The sequence below is a fragment of the Hymenobacter coalescens genome (genome assembly GCF_054783195.1).
In genome coordinates this window covers 144,898-162,782 of sequence record NZ_BAAGRA010000014.1, presented here as the reverse complement: position 1 = coordinate 162,782, position 17,885 = coordinate 144,898, and the positions used below count along the sequence as shown (strand labels likewise).

Below are 17,885 nucleotides of genomic sequence, written 5' to 3'. Positions count from 1 at the left end.
AAGCCGGGCAGTAACAGCGGCCAGTGGCTGCGGCGGCCCGCATCCCGGCCTTTCCGGCTGGGTTGTCGCTTGCTGGTGCGCTGCAGGCCGTTGGCGGCAGTGCTCAGCGGGCCGCCGGCTTGCGGCGGCGCCGCAGCTGCCGCAGGGCCAGCGCTCCGCCGGTGGCCAGCAGTAGGGAGGCCCCACCGTCGAGGGGTACGGCCGTGGGCGGGGTGTCTTCACCCGCGTCGAGGGCGGCGTTGGCCTGCAGCACTTCGGCTTGCTTGCGGCGCAGGGCGGCTTTCTGGGCTTCGTTTTCCAGCGAGAGGTAAGCGGTTAGCGGCGTCATGATGCCCGACCCGAAGCTGACCTGAATGGCGGCCAAGCGGGCGGTTTCGGCTTTGGCCGGGTGCAGGGCCAGCTCTTGGGTGTAGCCGGCCAGTAGCAGCCCGGCGGCCCAGGCGGTCGGAGCGTCGGCGGGAAAGGTGACGTGGGGTTGGTTGAGCACCACGGCGGGCTGGTCGTCGTCGGGCAGGTAGGCGTGGGGGCGCCCGGCGGCGGGCCAGGCCCGCACCGGCGCCACGGCGCCGGGCGCGGGTGCCGCGGGCCAGGGCAGCTCGGCTTTGTCGGCCAGGGAATGCGGCTGCAGGCCGCCAACAGGCGTCAGCACGTAGTAGGCAGGGCTTTCGGGGTAGGCAGCGGCCAGGTCGGCAAAGTCCTTGTCGAGCACGGCCCGGCCGGAGTCGGTGGTGACGAGCACCAGCACTGGGTAGGTAGCGGCGGGATGCATCTGCTCTTCGACCAGAATCCGGCGGATGGCTCCGGCCGCGTAACAGCCGCCCGCGGCGGGGGCCGCGCGCAGCTGCTGTTGCCAGTCGGCCCCGGCAGGCAGCGGCTGGGCGTAGGCATTGACCAGGGTGAAACGCGGCGGGGCGGCAAGGGGCCGCTGCAGCTGGGTTTGCACGGCCCGGATGAGCTCGGCCCGGTGCGGTTGCTGCCCGGCCGAGGCGTCGAGCAGAAAGTGGTAGTAGGGCCGGCGCCGCACCCGGGGCAGGCGCTGCTTGGCGGCGCGGCTCACGTACACCACCTCGCGGTTCGGGGTGGCCGGTTCGCCCGGTGTCGGGCGCGCAGTGTCGCCGATCTGCACGCGCTGGCCGTCAAAGCTCAGCGTCACCGGTTCCTGGTGCACGAAGCGGATGCCGGTGCGGCGTACTTCGCCCGGCCCCACCGGAAACACGCGCAGGCCGAGGCGGTTGCCGGTGAGGTAGTGCAGGATGCCCGGGTCGCGGTTTTCGTTCTGAATCTGGGCAAACACCCAGGCAGCAGCCTTTTTCTCGGCCAGCACGCCGTGTTCCCGCCGGCCGGCCATATCGAGGTAATAATCCTGCACCCAGCAGCCGGCCGGCAGGCTGAACTCGGTGGCGTACTCCTGGCTGGCCCACTCCGGGACGCCGGCGCCCGTTACCTCCAAATCAACCCAACTGACCCAGGCCGCCTGCTGAGCATCGTACTGGCTGCGGTGGCTGAGGCGCGTGAGCTGGGGCCGCGGCCCGCCGGCCGCCGCCGCCGCGGGGTCGCGCGGGGGCGGCGGGGTGCCGGAGAAAATCTGCTGCAAGCGGTTGAGCTTGTCGTCGGCCAGGGTGAGGTTGTCGAGCACCAGCCAGGTGAAGTAGCGCGAGAGGTAGGGCTGCCCGCTGCCGAACATGTCCTGGCTGCGGTACTTGTGGCGCTGCACTACTTCCAGGGTACTGCCCAGCGCAGCCGCATCCAGGTCGTAGCGGCGGGCATAGTCGGGGGCGTACACGTAAGCCAGGGCCTCGTGCAGGGTGCGGCGGTAGTGCAGGTAGGTAGCCGTGAGGATCAGGGGCAGCACCAGCAGCCCGGCCGCCACGGTGGCCGTGAGGATGCGCCGCGAAAACCGGCCGCGCAGCCCCTCCAGGTCCTGGCCAATCTGCTGCAAATGCACCACCAGCAGCAGCGTGGGGGCCAGCAGCAGAAAGCCCGTGCCGACGAGGATGACGGCCAGCACCGACAGCGGCAGCCAGGGCAGAAACACCACGAAGAAGTACAACGTGTAGGCCAGCAGCGCGCTGCGGGCGGCCAGCAGGGCCAGCTGTGCCCAGCGGCCGGCCGGTGCGGGCAGGCACAGCAGCAGACAGTTCAGCACCGCCAAGCCGTAAAACCAAGGGCTGCCGAAGTCGCCGAACACACCGTGGAAATCACGGCCGTACTGGCCAAACAGCAGGCCGCTGTTGACGGCCAGCCCCAGCACCGGCAATATCCCGGCAATCAGGATTTTCCAGAGCAGCTGGTGTTGCTGCCATCCGCCCGCCCGCCGGCTGACGACGATGAATAGCCCGCGCGTCAGGAAAAACAGAAAGGTTAGCGGCCCGGCCACCACCGTCAGCGCTACCAATACGTTGTCGACCCACTCTCCGTGGTGGAAGGGAAGCAGCGACAGCAGCTGGCCACCCAGAAAAAACGCCAGCGGCACGGCCAGCGCCGCCCCGAAGCTGGGCAGCGCCCGCGCCGGGCGGTCGGGCGGCACGGTGTGCACCACCAGCACCAGCAGCGCGTGCACGGCCGTGGGCATCAGGAAAGTGAAGGCGTACAGGGAGGTTTCGCTGCCCACCATCCAGCGGGGTACCACCGGCGGAAACAGCTTGCCAACCATGCCGTCGAAATACACGAACATGAAGCCCACGCTCAGCAGCAGGGCCAGCAGGCCGTAGAGCCAGTGGAGCGACCGACCGCGCCACTGGCACCAGGCGGCGTAGCCGGCGGGCAGCGCGGCCAGCCCCAGCAAGGCCAGTGCGAGCCAGCGCCACATCTGCTGGCTCTCGGCCGACAGCAGGGAATGGATGACGCTGTACTCCCCGCCCAGCAGCAGGAGCAGCACCACCAGGGGCAGGGAGTTCAGCAGGAATAACCACTTGGAATCAAGCAAACTGCGCATCGGCGAGGCAGGAATAAGGACTGGTGGAGCAACTCAACGGATAAAGCGCAGCAAACATATTACAAAGAGCTTTGCATTTCAAAGCAAAGTAAAAGAAAAATCTCTGCCTCGGTACGCCCGGGCTGCGCCGGGTAGCCCCGGGGGTTTTACCTTTGGCCCCCTCTCCTACTCCGCCATCGATGCAACCCGCAACCGAGCCGATCTACGCTATTCCGGCGTCCTTTCGCCGCATGGAAAACCTGCACATCGTGTTCTGGCTGCTCAAGGACGTGAGCTGGTGCATGGTGTGGAAGCCCCTGGGCCTTGCCATGGTGGTGCCCACGCTGCTGATTGCCGTGGTCATTGCCTGGCGCACCCGTCACCTGGCTGCGGAACTGGCCCACAACCTGGCCATCGTGCTCTGGATTTCGGCCAACTCCTACTGGATGATCAGCGAGTTTTTTCACTTCGATGAAGTGCTGGTCTGGCAGGGCATCACGGGCAAGCACATGGCCCTGTTTCCCTTCGGCGCCGGGCTGCTGGTGCTGGCGTATTACTACCTCATACACAAGCCGCGGGAAGCGCGCACGGAGCAGGTCGTCACGCTGTAGGTCGCGCTCTTTGCTTCAGGGGCAGCCGTGTGTTGCTTCGGTAGGCGCACCGACAGGCCAACGCTGAAGCCGGGCGGCATTCAGCACGGTACGACAGCTAACCGAAGGCTTGGGCAAAAAAAGCGGCCGATTCCTGGGTGGGAACCGGCCGCGGCCGCGTAGCCATAAGCGTGACTCAGGAGTCAGCAACGGTGCCCCGCTCGGGGTCCGGCGCGGCGTCGCCGCCTTCCATGCCGTTGGTCTGGCTGCTGTCGCCGTAGCCGCCGCGCTGGCCGGTGCCGTCGCCCATGTGGCCCTGGGTTGCCTGGGGGCTGGCCGGATCGACGGCGGTAGAGGCAATGTCCGGCGTCTGGGCGGCCGGCTCTTGGCGGCTCTGCGCCTCGTCGGCTTCGTTGGGGGTGCTGTTGGGCTGTGGTTGATCAGGCATGAGGGCGAAAGTGAAAGGGTAAGGACGGGGCCGTCGGCGGCCCCATTCCCCTAGCAGTACGCCGGAAGCCGAGGCAAGTTTGCCCAGCCCTGCGGCTCACACCACCCACACGTCGTCGGCGGCTACCTGCAGGCGCACCGCGGCCCCGGGCAGCAGGCCGCGCACGGTGGTCCGGACGGTGACGCGGCTGCGCGCCAGGCTTACCAGCAGCTCGGAGTAGCTGCCCAGGTACGTGACGGTTTGCACCGTGGCGGCCAGCCCCTGCCCCGGCTCGTTCGTCAGCCGAAAGCTTTCCGGACGCACCAGCAGGCGCTGCTGGCGGCCGGGCGCGGCCAGGCCGGCGTACTGCGCCACGGCCCGGGCGGCGGCTCCGCTCAGCAGGTTGTAGTCGCCAAACAGCCCGGCCACGTACTCGCTCACCGGGCGGCGGTAGATTTGCTCCGGGGTGCCGCGCTGCACGCTGCGCCCCGCCTGCAGCACCAGAATTTCATCGGCCCAGGACAGCGTGTCCAGCGGATCGTGCGAAATCAGCGTGCAGGTAATACCCAGCTCGGCGCTGACGTCGCGGATAACGGCCTTGAGGGTGCGCTTGTGGGCGCTGTCGAGGTTGGAAAAGGGCTCGTCGAGCAGCAGCAGGCGCGGCGCGCCGAGCAACAGGCGCGCCAGGGCAATGCGCTGCCGCTCCCCGCCCGAGAGCTGGCTGGTTTTGCGCGCCAGCAAGTGGTCGATCTGGCACAGCTCGTAGATCTTGGTCGCTTCGCCGGCCGGCAGCTTGTCGGCGTAGCGCAGCACCTGCTCCACGCGCAGAAACTTGGGCAGCTCAAACTGCTGCGAGAGGTAAGCAATGCCCGCGTGGCCGGGCACCAGCTTGTCGTGCGGGCCCCACACCCGCTCTTCTTCAAAATACACCTGGCCCGACGCCGCCTCAGCCAGCCCGGCCACGATTTGCAGCAGCGTGCTTTTGCCTGCGCCGGTTTCGCCGGCCACGGCCAGCTTCTGCCCCCGCTGCTGGGTGAAGCTCACATCGAGGAGCCCGACGATGCCGGCCTCCTCGAAGCTGATGTTGGTGACGCGCAGAAAATCCATACCAGTCGAAAACACGAATCTACGACGGGCAACGGCAGCGCCCCGCGTTGCGGGTTAGGGCTGCGCCTGCAGGTTCTCGAACCGGGCCGTGCGCAGCGGCTGCAGGCTGCCCGTGCGGCCCGCCGCCACGCCCGTCAGGCTCCGCGTTTTGGCCCCGCTGCGGGCCGTCACCGTGAGCCGGCCGGTGGGCGTTTCGCAGATTTCATACTGCGCTGAGCCGTTCTGGAAGCGCAGGCTCAGGCCCGTAGCCGATTGGTGCAGCGTAAACGGCCGGGCGTTTTCGGCACCGGGCGCGGGGTACGTGAATTCCAGGCTGTTGTCGGGGCGCAGCAGCGCGTAGTGCAGCGTGGTCGAATCCAGGGCAAACACAACGACCCGCCGCTTGCTTTCGGCCAGCGCAAACGCGCAGATGATTTCCTCCTCGCCGAGGAGCACCAGCTGCTGCACCGAGGCCATCAGGCGGCGGCCGTTCCAGGTCTGCTGGGTTTCGGTCAGGAAGGGCCAGTGCTCATGGTCCTGCTTGAATCGGCTGACTAGAAACGGCACGTTGCCGCGCACCGCGTACTCCTCAAGGGTATAGCCCCAAGCCCCGCTGCGCTGCGTGCTCAGCCGCTGGCGCTTGGCGTCTACTTGGAACAGCTCGCATTCGGCTAGTTGGGTAAACGGCTCGCTGTGCGCGAAGCCGGTGGGCGTGGCCAGGTACACCTGGTACGTGGTGTTGCCGTGGCAGCCGTTGCGCCCGTCCTCCAGGGCCAGGTCCTTGCGCCCATCGAAGTTGAAGTCCTCGTGGATGATCAGGCTTTGCTCCCGGCAGGCCACGCGCTGCCGGGGCGAAGCCGGCACCCGGTCGTCGGGACCGAAATACAGCGGGTCCGCGTCAACCTTGAGCAGCTGTCGGCCTGTTGCTTTATCGTACACGGCTATCGAGCCGGGGTTAGACACCTCTGTGGGCTGCTCGATGCGGATTCTCGCGTAGTACTGCGGCGAAAAGTCATCAATGAGGTATTCGCGCTGGGCCTGGGCGGTAAAGGAAACTAGCAATAATAACAAAGCTACATAGCGGCGCATAGCAATAAGTTAGCGGGCCGTTTCGGCGCAAAGAACGTGCAGTAACAATAGTACAATAGAACACGGCAGCAGCTACTATTCTATCGAGCCCCCGGCGCCTTTCGTTCGGTGGTAAGCTTTTCGCCGAACCCGATTACCCAACATCCGCGCGCAGAAGGTGATGGTGCCTTGCCTGATGCGCAACGTGCTCGGCACGACGTTTTTTGCTCTTTCAGAAACGCAAACCCGACCGCCTCCCTGCTCGGGAAGCAGCCGGGTTTCCACCCGTTCGGCTCGGCCTACGGCTTGGTGCCGAGCAGCAGGTACGTGGCCGTTAGCTGCAGGCCGCGCAGCTTGTACGACGGGCCTTCCATCCTAAAATTTGGCCCCATGTACGGGTAGGTTGGCCCCAGGTCGCGCAGGCTGCGGGTGTAGCCCAGCTGCACGAGCAGACGCTGGTGGCGGTAGCCCAGGCCGGCCTGCACGCCCGCGTCCCAGGGGCGCACGTAGAGGCGCCCCCGCTCCCGGTCTTCTTCGTACACGTCGGCCGCGCGAACCTTGCGGCTGCCGTCGCCGGCGTAGACCAGCGGCGCGCCGTCCCACATCATCACGTTCACGTCGTCGTAGCGGAAGCGCCCGCCCAGCAGCCGGCTCACGTAGCCGCCGCCGAACACCTGCAGGCCCTGGCCGTCGGCGCGCAGGTGGTACACCAGGTTGACGGGCACCGTCAGGTAGTCGAACCGGTACCGCTGCCGCGAGCGGACGTACAGCATGTTGGTGAAGCGGGTATCGGGCTGGTAGTCATCGTCGACGCGGATGCCTTTCTGCGCAAACAGCCCCGAAGCCTGCAGCCCCCAGTGCCGCCAGCCCAGGCTGACCGCCGCCCCGGCCTGCCCGTTCAGGGCTAGCTTGGTATCGTAGGTGCGGCCCATGTGGTGGTAGTCGCCCAGGCCCACGTGCAGCCCCAGCTGCGGCCCGGCTTCGAAGCGCAGCTGCCCGTAAGCACTAGCGGATGCTAACCACGCAAAAGATAAAGCGAAGTAGTATTTCATACTTCGAAGATACCCCAACTGGTCCGACGGTGGCAGTAGGCCAACATTAAACCGGCCGCCTCCCTTGCGGGAAGCGGCCGGTTTGCAATGCATGCTTGCAACGTCAGAATTACTTCTGCGACATCATGCTGGCGTCGGTCTGCTGCTGCAGGCGGATCAGGTTCAGCGCCGAGCCGGCCTTGAACCACTCGATCTGGCCCTCGTTGTAGGTGTGGTTCACCGTGATGAGGTCCGTGTCGCCGTCGGCGTGGTGCAGGCGGATCTGCAGGGGCTTGCCGGGGGCAAACGCCGTCAGGCCGATGATGTCGAGCGTGTCGCCCTCTTCGATCAGGTCGTAGTCGGCCTTGTTGGCAAAGGTCAGGGCCAGCATGCCCTGCTTCTTCAGGTTCGTCTCGTGGATACGGGCGAAGCTCTTCACCAGGATGGCGCGCACGCCCAGGTGGCGCGGCTCCATGGCGGCGTGCTCACGCGAGGAGCCTTCGCCGTAGTTCTCGTCGCCTACCACGATGGTGCCGATGCCCATCGACTTGTAGTTGCGGGCTACCTGCGGCACGGAGTTGTAGGTGTCGCCCTGGCTCACGAAGTCGCGCACCTTGTTGGCTTCCCCGTTGAAGCAGTTGATGGCCCCGATCAACATGTTGTTGGAGATGTTGTCGAGGTGGCCGCGGTACTTCAGCCACGGGCCGGCCATGGAGATGTGGTCGGTGGTGCACTTGCCCTGGGCTTTGATCAGCAGGCGCAGGCCCATCAGATCGGTGCCTTCCCAAGGCTTGAAGGGCTCCAGCAGCTCCAGGCGGTCGGAGTTCGGGTCCACGATTACCTGCACCGAAGAGCTGTCTTCGGCTGGTGCCTGGTAGCCGGCGTCTTCCACGGCGTAGCCCTGCGGGGGCATGTCCACGCCGCGGGGCTCGTCGAGCTTCACCTGCTGGCCGTCCTTGTTGGTCAGGGTGTCGGTCAGCGGGTTGAAGGTCAAGTCACCGGCAATGGCGAAGGCCGTCACGATTTCGGGCGAGGCCACGAAAGCGTGCGTGTTCGGGTTGCCGTCGTTGCGCTTGGCGAAGTTGCGGTTGAACGAGGTGATGATGGAGTTGCGGCGCTTGGGATCATCGGTGTGGCGGGCCCACTGGCCGATGCACGGCCCGCAGGCGTTGGCCAGCACCACGCCGCCCATCTGGGCGAAGGTGTCGAGCAGACCGTCGCGCTGCACGGTGTAGCGCACCAGCTCCGAGCCGGGCGTCACGGTGAACTCCGCATTCACGGCCAGTCCTTTCGATACAGCTTGCTCGGCAATGGAAGCGGCGCGGGTGATGTCCTCGTACGACGAGTTCGTGCACGAGCCGATCAGGCCTACTTCCAACTTTTCGGGCCAGCCGTGCTCTTTGACGGCCGCCGCGAACTGCGAAATCGGCCAGGCAGCGTCCGGCGTGAAGGGGCCGTTTACGTGCGGCTCCAGCTCGGAGAGGTTGATTTCGATCAGCTGGTCGTAGTAGGTAGCCGGGTCGGCGTACACTTCCGGGTCGGGGCGCAGGTGCGCGGCCACGGCGTTGGCGGCTTCGGCAATGTCCTGGCGGCCGGTGCCGGCCAGGTAGGTCACCATCGACTGGTCGAAGGCGAATACCGAGGTGGTAGCCCCGATTTCGGCGCCCATGTTGCAGATGGTGGCCTTGCCGGTGCACGACATGTTCTCCGACCCCTCGCCGAAGTACTCCACGATGGCGCCGGTGCCGCCTTTCACCGTCAGGATGCCGGCCACTTTCAGAATCACGTCCTTCGGCGAGGCCCAGCCCGACAGCTTGCCGGTCAGCTTCACGCCGATGAGTTTGGGGAATTTCAGCTCCCAGGCCATGCCGGCCATGACGTCCACGGCATCAGCGCCGCCGACGCCGATGGCCAGCATGCCGAGGCCGCCCGCGTTCGGGGTGTGCGAGTCGGTGCCGATCATCATGCCGCCGGGGAAGGCGTAGTTTTCGAGCACCACTTGGTGGATGATGCCGGCGCCGGGCTTCCAGAAGCCGATGCCGTATTTGTTCGACACCGAAGCCAAGAAGTCATATACCTCCTTGTTTTCGGTGTTGGCAATGGCCAGATCTTCTTCCGCGCCTTCTTTGGCCTGAATCAGGTGGTCGCAGTGCACGGTGGAGGGCACCGAAACCTGGGCTTTGCCGGCCTGCATGAACTGCAGCAGGGCCATCTGGGCGGTGGCGTCCTGCATGGCCACGCGGTCGGGGGCGAAGTCAACGTAGGAAACGCCGCGCTCGAATGCTTGGCCGGGCGCGCCGTTGTAGAGGTGGGCGTATAGGATTTTTTCGGCCAGCGTGAGGGGGCGGCCCACTACGCGGCGGGCTGCTTCTACTCGCTCGCCCAGACCGTTGTACACGGTCTTGATCATTTCCAGGTCAAACGCCATGGGATATCAGCGGGAAAAGGGTGACAAAACCAAGCCTAGAATGGCTAAGGCGCAAATATAGGCCCCCACTCACCGGCCGGCAAACTTTATATTCGCCGCGGAGTTGTACGCGGGTTCGGCCACTGGGGTCGGCCACGGACTGTACTTTTTCGGGTCTTTTTGCGCCCATCTACCTTAGTAACAGATGACTTTTCCTTTCGTTTCGGGCCGCCTGCTCCTGGGCAGCGCCGCCCTGCTGACTACGCTGCTGACGGCCTGCAACTCAGGTGGTGACAAAAATGCCACCGCCTCCGAAGGCGACGCGGCCACGGCGGCTGGCACGGCCCTGACGGCCGGCACCTGGCGCGGCGTGCTGTCGGCCCAAGGCCAGGAAATCCCGTTTTTATTCGACGTGGCCACCGACGGCGGCAAGCCCACGGTGACGCTGCGCAACGGCGAGGAACGGCTGAAACTGGACGAAATAACCACCGCCGGCGACTCGACTACCATTCGCCTGGGCGTGTTCGACGCGGCGCTGGTGTTGTACGCGCACGGCTCGAATCTGGAAGGGGCCTGGGTGAAATACGACGCCAAGGAACCGTACCGGGTGCGTTTTGACGCCCGCCAAGGCCAGACGATCAAGCGGATATTCGGGGCAATCGAGGAGGGCACGGAAACCCAGTCGTTTGGGGGAACTTGGAACGTCACTTTCAAGGGCGAGGATGGGGAAACGTACCCCGCGGTGGGCGTGTTTACACAAGCGGGCACCGACATAACGGGTACTTTCCTGACCTCCACCGGCGACTACCGTTACTTGGCTGGCAACGTGGGCGGCCGCACGATGAAGTTGTCGACTTTTGATGGCAGCCACGCCTTCCTGTTCACCGCTGAAAAGCAACCCGATGGCACGCTGAAAGGCCACTTCTACAGCGGCAAATCGGGCCACGAAACCTGGACGGCCAAGCTGGACCCCAACGCCAAGCTGCCCGACGCCAACGCCCTCACCGGCCTGAAGCCCGGCCAGAAGCGGCTGGACTTCAAATTCCCGAACATCTACGAGGGCGGCAGCATCTCCCCTACCGACCCCAAGTACAAGGGCAAAGTGGTGGTGGTGCAGGTGCTGGGCTCCTGGTGCCCGAACTGCATGGACGAGACGAACTTTCTGGCGCCGTGGTACGAGAAGAACAAGCAGCGCGGGGTGGAAATCATCGGCCTCGGCTTTGAGCGCACGCCCGACCAGAAAGTAGCGGCCCAGAAGCTGCTGAAGATGAAAGAGCGCCTGAACGTGGGCTACGACCTGGCCGTGGCCGGCATGGCTAGCAAGGACTCGGCCAGCAAGGCGCTGCCCCAGCTGGCCAAGGTGTTGGCCTTCCCCACCACCATCTTCCTCGACAAGAAAGGCGAAGTACGCAAGGTGCACACCGGCTTCTCGGGCCCCGGCACCGGCAAATACTACGAGCAGGAAGTAGCTGAATTCAACAAGACCATCGACCAACTCCTGGCGGAATAGCCCCAGCCACCTGTATACCTCACCCCCCGGCCCCCTCTCCCGTAGAGAGGAGGAGCCAGCCATCAGCCACAACGGCGGGGCCGCCGAACGAGAGTTCGGCGGCCCCGCTTTTTTCTGTACCCTCGAAGCTACGTGAGCCGGCGGCGCAGGGTGAGCCGCAGCCGCAGTCTTGCCGACGTCAGGCTCCCCTCTCCGCCGGCGAGGGGCCGGGGGTGAGGCCCCTTGGCCGCTCCAGCAGCACTATTTCCTGGCCGTGGTACGGGCTGCGGGCAAACTCCTGGTACCCAAACTTGCGGGCCAGGCGCAGAGAGGCTTCGTTGTCGGGGTCGATGATGCAGGTGGTGCGGGCCGCGGGCAGGTGCGCATCGGCCCAGGCCAGAGCCGCCGTGAGGGCCTGGCTGGCGTAGCCACGGCCGTGCACGCGGGGCGTCAGCACCCAGCCGGCTTCGGGCACGCCCTTGATGGAGGGCGTCAGGTCGCGCTGGTAATCGAAGAAGCCCACGCCCCCGATGAACCGGCCCGTGCTTTTCTCTTCCACCGCCCAGCTGCCGTAGCCCATCATGCTCCAGCACCCAAGCTGGGCCAGCAAACGGCGCCATACGGTTTCTTCGTCCTGCGGCTCGTTGCCGAGGTAGCGGTAAAAGGCCGGGTCCTGGTGCATGGCGGCGGCCTCGGTCAGGTCATCGGGCTGGGGGCCGCGCAGGATTAGGTCCGGCGTTTCCAGGCGGGGAATGGCAGGCGCGGCGTTGGTCGTTAGAAGGAGGAGTTGCATGCGGCAAAATAGCAAATGCCTCCGGCCAGCCAATCGGGGCGGGCCACACGGGCTTGGGAATGGGCGAGCAAAGGCGGCGGTTGGTCGGTTTTTTGGGCCCGCTGATAGAGAACCGCTGCCGGACCACCGCAATGCGGCCCCGGACTTGCAAGCAAGCCGGCAAGGATGCCGCATCCGGTCAACCATTGGAAACCACCCTCTTCCCTACCCCAACCATGAAAAAGCAACTCTTCAGCCTCGCCCTGATTCTCGGCCTCAGCGTTTCCTTCGCCGGCGCCTCCTTTGCCGCCGACGACCACGACGGCAAACGCGCCGCCCGCCGCGAAGTGCGCCAGGGCGGCGACCATGACCGCAAAGACCAGGACCGCAAGGACCGCGGCCAGCGCGGCGCCCAGAAACGCCAGCAGCGCAGTGAACAGCTGGCCAAGGACCTGGGCCTGAACAGCAAGCAGAAAGCCAAAGTCGAGCAAATCTTCCAGGAGCAGCACCAGCAGATGCAGGCCCTGCGCGGCCGCTCGGGCAACGACCGCAGCCAGCAGCTGAGCGACGCCAAGCGCATTCACCAGGACACCGACAAAAAGCTCAAAAGCGCGCTGACCAAAAAGCAGTACGCGCAGTTTGAAGCCAAGCGCCAGGAACGCCGCCAGCAGATGAGCCAGCGGCGCGGCGAGCGGCTCGGCACCGACCGCCGCGACTTCGGCGGCCGCAGCTAAGCGCCTGCTGCCGGATTTGGCCATACGCCCGGCCCGCTATGCGGGCCGGGCGTTTTTTTGTACCACTGGCTCCCAACCACGGCTGCCCCCTTAAGGTATTGGTGGTACTGGCCCGACTACCACACCAGAGCCCCGGCCCCCGGCGCCTGCCCCACTCCCCTGCGTATGCACAAACCGCTGCAATTCTTCGGCCGGCTGGCGGCCGGTTTCGTCACCGTCCTGCTGCTGGCGGGGGTGGCTTTTGCCAACCTGAGCCCGGAACTGGGCGGCAAGCCCACCAAAGCCGAGCGGGCCGCCTACGCCCGCTCGGGCCACTACCGCGACGGGGAGTTTCAGAACCTGGTGCCCACGAAGCTGATGACCGGCGACGGCAGCACGTTGCGCATGCTGTGGCAATTCATCTTTGACAAGACACCCAACGCCAAGCCGCCCGGCCCGCTGCCCCTGCAGCGGCTCGACTCCCTCAGCATCACCCGCAAAACGCCCGATCTGGTGCGCGTCACGTGGTTTGGGCACTCGGCCAGCCTGGTGGAAATAGCCGGCCAGAACGTGCTGCTCGACCCAATGCTGAGCGTGGACATGGGGCCGATTTCGTGGGTGACGCCCAACCGCTACAACCCGCAGCTGGCCATTACCGCCGAGCAACTGCCGCCCGTTGCGGCGGTGGTGATTTCGCACGACCACTACGACCACCTCGACTACCAGACCATCCGCCGGCTGAAGGACAAAACGGCCCATTTCATCGTGCCGCTGGGCGTGGGGGCGCACCTGCGCGCTTGGGAAGTGTCCCCCACGAAGATCCACGAGCTGGACTGGGGCGACTCATTGCAGCTGCCCGGCGGCTTGACCATCGTCAGTACGCCGGCGCGGCACTTCTCGGGCCGGGGCCTGACCAACCGCAACTCCACTTCCTGGAGCTCGTGGGTGCTGAAAACGCCCGCCCGCCGCGTGTTCTACAGCGGCGACGGCGGCTACGGCCCTCATTTCGCCGCCATCGGCCGGCAGCACGGCCCCTTCGACCTGGCCCTGATGGAGTGCGGGCAGTACGACGCGCACTGGGCCGAGATTCACATGATGCCCGAGCAAACCGTGCAGGCCACGCTCGACTTGCGGGCCCGCGTGCTGCAGCCCGTGCATTGGGGCGCTTTCACCGAAGCCCACCACGCCTGGAACGACCCCGTACGCCGGGCCTGGGCGGCGGCGGCCCGGGCGCAACTGCCCATCACCACGCCCCGGCTGGGGCAGCCCGTGACGCTGGGCGCCGGGCCCTTGCCGCAGGAGCAGTGGTGGCAATGAAGAAGGAAGCTACGCCCGCCTACTGGCCGGGTTACGCCCATTGTTCATTACCAATTGCTCACTGATCATTCCTCCTTACCTCTACCCCAGCAGCCCCGCCAGCTTACCGTACAGCTCGGCTTCCTCGAAAGGTTTGGCTACGTAGTCGTTCATGCCGGCGGCCAGGTACTGCTCCGTGTCGCTCTGAAAGACGTTAGCCGTCAGGGCCAGGATGGGCACCTGCGCCCGCCGCACGTCGGGCAAGTCCCGAATGGTGGCGGTGGCTTCGAGGCCGTTCATGCCCGGCATCTGAATGTCCATCAGAATGGCGTCGTAGTGGTGTTGCGCCACCAGCGCCAAACCTTCGGGACCGTCCTCGGCCTCGTCGAGCTCGGCGCCCCACTCCTCCAGGAGCATGCGCGCCACCAGGCGGTTGATGTCGTTGTCTTCGATCAGCAACACGCGCTTGCCGCGCAGGGCGCCGGTGTCGTAAGCGGCGGCGGGGGCAGCCGGCTCCGGCGCTGGTGCCGAAGCCGCCCGGGGCAACGTCAGGCGGACGGTAAAGGTGCTGCCCTTGCCCAGTTCGCTCTGCACGGTCAGCTCGCCGCCCATCTGCTTCACCAGTGCCCGGCTGATGGTCAGGCCCAGGCCCGTGCCCCCAAAGTGCCGGGAAGTATCGGCGTAGGCCTGGGTGAAGTTGTCGAAGATGCGCTCCAGCTTGTCGGGGGCAATGCCGACGCCGGTGTCGCTGAACCGGAACTCGATGGTCAGCGCGTCGGCGGTTTCGGCCAGCTGGTAGCCTCCGGCCGTGATCTGTCCGCCCGCGGGCGTGAACTTGATGGCGTTGCTGAACAGGTTGAGGATGATCTGGCCGAGCCGGTGCGGGTCGCCGATAACCTGGGGATTCGGGCACGACTCGTGCAAGCGAATGGCCTCCACGTGAATGCCTTTTTCCTCGGCCTGCACAAACAGGGGCTGGGCTGCCTGGTAGAGGACTTCGCACACGTCGAAGGGCTCGTGGGCCAGTTCCAGCTTGCCGGAGCTGATCTTGGCCATGTCCAGCACATCGTTGATAACGCCGAGCAGGTGCTGGCCCGAACTGCGGATGATGCCCAGCAACTCCTGCTGGCGGGCATTGAGCGGGCTCTTGGCGAGTTGATTGGCCATACCCAGTACGCCGTTGAGCGGGGTACGAATCTCGTGGCTCATGTTGGCCAGGAAGTTCTCGCGGGCTTTGGCCGCCGCCGTGGCCGCTTCGGTGGCGCGCTTGAGCTCGGTCACGTCGGTGCTCACGCCCAACACGTGCGCCGTGCCTTCGCCCCACCGCAGCGGCTGCTTGATGGTGTGCAGGCAGCGGGTTTCGCCGCTGGGCAGCACCAGCTCATCCTCCATGGTGATCTGTCGGCCCGTAGCCAGCACCTCGGCATCGACGGCAGCATAGCCCGCCAGTTGCTGGGCCAGTCGGGCGGCCACCGCCGGCGTGAGCGGCGCGGCCGCAAATTGCTCACTGAGGGCGCGGGTTGCGGCGTTCTGGAAAACGTAGGTACCGGCCGCGTCGCGCACGTACACCAAAAAGGGCACGGCGTCGAGCACCTGTTGGGTAAAGGCCTGCTGGGCGGCCTGCTCGCGTTGCGCGGCCAGCAGCGCGGTTTGCTCCGTCAGGTACATGTTCACGTATTGCTCGGCCGGAAACGGCACCAGCCGCGCCGCGAAATACCGGCCGCCCACGTGCAGCACGCGCTCCATTTCCTGGCCGGTGGCCAGCGCGTCCATGGCCCAGCCAAAGGCCTGCTCCCGGCCGGCGGCCAGTTGCCCGGGGCTCAGCGCGGCGGCCAGCAGCTCGGCGGCCGGGTTGGCGTACAGACGCCGCTGGTTCGGCCCCAGGCGGTACACCGGGTTAGGGTTCTGCGCCGGAATCCGGGCCAGGGCCAGCTGTTCGTTCAGGGCTGCGCGCAGGGCCAAGATTTCAGCGTGGGCTTCGGGCAGCGTGGGGGGCAGGGGCGCGGCGGAGTCAGCAGTCATACGGCAACGGGAAACAGGCACAACGCAGACCGGCAGCGGACTTGGAGGCTAGCTTCAGACCGCCAAATTTCGGGCTTTCAGGGCGTTTGCCCAAACGCCCTGAAAGCCGCGTGGCCTTTGGGCCACCCGAGCGGGCGCTCCTCGCCGCCGCTACGGCGCCGGACGCACCCGAAACCGCAGCCGAATTTCGGCCCGGGGGCGCAGCGTGATGAGCGGCCGCAGCTGCACGGCGGGCTGCTCCAGCCACTCCACGTCGAAGCGGCGCAGCGTTTCGAGGAGCACCAGCTGCATTTCGGCCAGCGCAAACTGGTGCCCGATGCAGAGGCGCGGCCCGCCGCCGAAGGGCAGGTAAGCGTACGGCTCGCGCACCTGCTCCGGGCCGAAGCGGGCGGGCCGGAAGGCTTCGGGCTCGGGCCAGAGCCGGGGCGCGTGGTGCAGGCCGTAGAGAAACGCCGAAATCAGCGTGCCTTTGGGCAACGGCAGCCCGTTGTACGCATCGTCTTCCGCCGCCACGCGGTCTACTATCCAGGCCGGCGGGTACAGCCGCAGGGTTTCCTGCACCACCTGCAGCGCGTACGGCAGGTTGGGCAGATCGGCGAACGTGGGGCTGCGCGTACCCAGCACGGCCTGCATTTCGGCGCGCAGCTTCGTGACTTCCGCCGGGTGCCGGGCCAGCAGGTACCACAGCCACGAGAGGGCGTTGGCGGCGGTTTCGTGGCCGGCCACCAGCAGAATGGCGGCCTCGTCGAGCACCTGCTCGTCGGTCATGGCCTCGCCGGTGTCCTCGTAGCGGGCGTCGAGCAGCATCTGCAGCAGGTCGTCGGGCGCGGCGGCGGGTGCCGCACCCGGCTGTTTGCGCCTCCGGATGTAGCCGCGCACCAGCTCGCGCAGCTCCGCCGCCAGCGCGTCGTGGCGGCGAAACTGCCCCGTGACGCCCAGCCAGGGCCGCAGGTAGGGCTGGCGCACCGTGCGCACGTAAAAGGCCTGGATATCCGTGAGCAATTGGGCCATGCGCTGCAACTCGGCCTCCGCCATGCCGGTGCTGAACACGGAACGGGCAATGATGCGGAAGGCCGTGGCGGTCATCAGCTCGTGCACGGCCACTTCCGCGCAGCCACCCGCCGCGCGGGCCCGCTCGGCCACAGGCGCCAGGCACTCGCCGATAACGGCCAGCATCAGCTGGGTGAGGCTGGCAATGCGCTGCCGGTGAAAGCCGGGCTGGATCAGCCGGCGCTGCTGCAGCCAGTAGCTGCCCTCGGAGGTGAGCAGGCCGTGGCCGAGGTAGCGCGCCACCCCGTGCGAGAGTTCCGACTTGGGGTAGTTGCGGTGGTTGCGCTGCAGGATGTGCTGGATCAGGCCCGGGTCGCGGGTGAGCAAGGTGGGCCGCACGCCGCCCAGGTGCAGCCCGATGGTGTCGCCGTACGCATCCAGGTACTCGGTGAGGATCGGAATGGGGTTGGCGGCCAACGCCCAGGAGTTGCGGAACGAATGCATCCGCGGCACGCGGGGCAGCACCGCGGCGAAATCGGCAGCAGCAGGCATAAGGGACAGGTCAGTGTGCGCCCAAAATACACTCCGGACCGCCAACGCGCGCAAAGCCCGCCCGCCCCCCCCCCGGGATAAGGCGTACGCAGGTCACTTTTTGGTGCGCCGCTCGTACCAAGAAGCACGGACGGCTCGTCGGCACTGGCAGCCGGTGCCCCGTCCGCGCATCCGCGTTCATTCCTTCCTCAACCAAACCGCCTTCCCTATGTGGATTCAGCAGAAAACCAACGAACCCGCCCCGCTTAGCGACCTGCAAGGCCACACCGTGGGCCTCAAATTCGAGTGCAACGAGTGCCATACCGAAGTATTCACCGATCTGATCGGTATTCCGCCGGCCGACCACCTGGCCAATTCCACGGAAGACGACGGGCAATTCGAAAAAGAAGAAGTGAAGTGCCCCGGCTGCGACATGACGCACCAGATTACCGTGAAGAGCACCTTCGACGGGGTCACCTTCGACGTGTCGGACGTCGCGCCGAACAGCGTCAGCTACCAGATTCCGCCGGCCGAGCAGCGCTAACGCCC

14 protein-coding genes are annotated in these 17,885 nt (G+C 66.3%); 5 read left to right on the top strand and 9 right to left on the bottom strand.

Features of this window, described 5'->3' with window-relative positions; translation table 11 throughout:
• Positions 1 to 103 precede the first annotated feature (103 nt).
• A complete protein-coding gene (locus ACYVKQ_RS09860) occupies positions 104 to 2,935 on the bottom strand; it encodes an MSEP-CTERM sorting domain-containing protein (protein ID WP_460577987.1) in 2,832 nt (943 codons plus the stop codon).
• A gap of 179 nt (positions 2,936 to 3,114) precedes the next feature.
• On the opposite strand from ACYVKQ_RS09860, the gene ACYVKQ_RS09855 reads away from it, so the two are divergent.
• A complete protein-coding gene (locus ACYVKQ_RS09855) occupies positions 3,115 to 3,525 on the top strand; it encodes a hypothetical protein (protein ID WP_460577986.1) in 411 nt (136 codons plus the stop codon).
• 175 nt (positions 3,526 to 3,700) lie between these two features.
• Here the strand turns inward: ACYVKQ_RS09855 and ACYVKQ_RS09850 are convergent, their stop codons facing one another.
• The 5 genes from ACYVKQ_RS09850 to ACYVKQ_RS09830 form a co-directional block, all read right to left on the bottom strand.
• Positions 3,701 to 3,952: a hypothetical protein gene (locus ACYVKQ_RS09850; RefSeq protein WP_460577985.1), complete on the bottom strand. Its 252-nt coding sequence runs from the start codon at positions 3,950 to 3,952 to the stop codon at positions 3,701 to 3,703.
• Between the two features lie 96 nt (positions 3,953 to 4,048).
• Positions 4,049 to 5,038 carry an ABC transporter ATP-binding protein gene (locus tag ACYVKQ_RS09845; RefSeq protein ID WP_460577984.1) on the bottom strand — a complete coding sequence of 330 codons (990 nt, stop codon included), beginning with the start codon at positions 5,036 to 5,038 and terminating at the stop codon, positions 4,049 to 4,051.
• A 54-nt stretch (positions 5,039 to 5,092) separates the two neighbouring features.
• A complete protein-coding gene (locus tag ACYVKQ_RS09840) occupies positions 5,093 to 6,079 on the bottom strand; it encodes an XAC2610-related protein (RefSeq protein WP_460577983.1) in 987 nt (328 codons plus the stop codon).
• Between the two features lie 305 nt (positions 6,080 to 6,384).
• Positions 6,385 to 7,137 (bottom strand): porin family protein, encoded by a 753-nt coding sequence (locus ACYVKQ_RS09835; RefSeq protein ID WP_460577982.1) that lies wholly within the window; start codon positions 7,135 to 7,137, stop codon positions 6,385 to 6,387.
• A 109-nt stretch (positions 7,138 to 7,246) separates the two neighbouring features.
• The gene (locus tag ACYVKQ_RS09830; RefSeq protein WP_460577981.1) at positions 7,247 to 9,544 is read right to left on the bottom strand and encodes an aconitate hydratase; all 2,298 of its coding nucleotides are present in this window, start codon (positions 9,542 to 9,544) and stop codon (positions 7,247 to 7,249) included.
• 184 nt (positions 9,545 to 9,728) lie between these two features.
• On the opposite strand from ACYVKQ_RS09830, the gene ACYVKQ_RS09825 reads away from it, so the two are divergent.
• Positions 9,729 to 11,033 (top strand): peroxiredoxin family protein, encoded by a 1,305-nt coding sequence (locus tag ACYVKQ_RS09825; RefSeq protein ID WP_460577980.1) that lies wholly within the window; start codon positions 9,729 to 9,731, stop codon positions 11,031 to 11,033.
• 178 nt (positions 11,034 to 11,211) lie between these two features.
• Here the strand turns inward: ACYVKQ_RS09825 and ACYVKQ_RS09820 are convergent, their stop codons facing one another.
• Positions 11,212 to 11,805 carry a GNAT family N-acetyltransferase gene (locus ACYVKQ_RS09820; RefSeq protein ID WP_460577979.1) on the bottom strand — a complete coding sequence of 198 codons (594 nt, stop codon included), beginning with the start codon at positions 11,803 to 11,805 and terminating at the stop codon, positions 11,212 to 11,214.
• A gap of 215 nt (positions 11,806 to 12,020) precedes the next feature.
• Here ACYVKQ_RS09820 and ACYVKQ_RS09815 point away from each other — a divergent pair, with 215 nt between their 5' ends.
• On the top strand, positions 12,021 to 12,518 hold the full coding sequence (locus ACYVKQ_RS09815; RefSeq protein WP_460577978.1) for a hypothetical protein: 498 nt from the start codon (positions 12,021 to 12,023) through the stop codon (positions 12,516 to 12,518).
• Between the two features lie 165 nt (positions 12,519 to 12,683).
• The gene (locus ACYVKQ_RS09810; RefSeq protein WP_460577977.1) at positions 12,684 to 13,814 is read left to right on the top strand and encodes an MBL fold metallo-hydrolase; all 1,131 of its coding nucleotides are present in this window, start codon (positions 12,684 to 12,686) and stop codon (positions 13,812 to 13,814) included.
• A gap of 81 nt (positions 13,815 to 13,895) precedes the next feature.
• On the opposite strand, the gene ACYVKQ_RS09805 is transcribed toward ACYVKQ_RS09810, so the two are convergent.
• Positions 13,896 to 15,815 (bottom strand): ATP-binding protein, encoded by a 1,920-nt coding sequence (locus ACYVKQ_RS09805; RefSeq protein ID WP_460577976.1) that lies wholly within the window; start codon positions 15,813 to 15,815, stop codon positions 13,896 to 13,898.
• Positions 15,816 to 15,965: 150 nt separating this feature from the next.
• Entirely contained in the window at positions 15,966 to 17,357 is a 1,392-nt protein-coding gene (locus ACYVKQ_RS09800) for a cytochrome P450 (protein WP_460577975.1), read from the bottom strand.
• A gap of 208 nt (positions 17,358 to 17,565) precedes the next feature.
• On the opposite strand from ACYVKQ_RS09800, the gene ACYVKQ_RS09795 reads away from it, so the two are divergent.
• Positions 17,566 to 17,880: a hypothetical protein gene (locus tag ACYVKQ_RS09795; RefSeq protein ID WP_460577974.1), complete on the top strand. Its 315-nt coding sequence runs from the start codon at positions 17,566 to 17,568 to the stop codon at positions 17,878 to 17,880.
• Positions 17,881 to 17,885 lie beyond the last annotated feature (5 nt).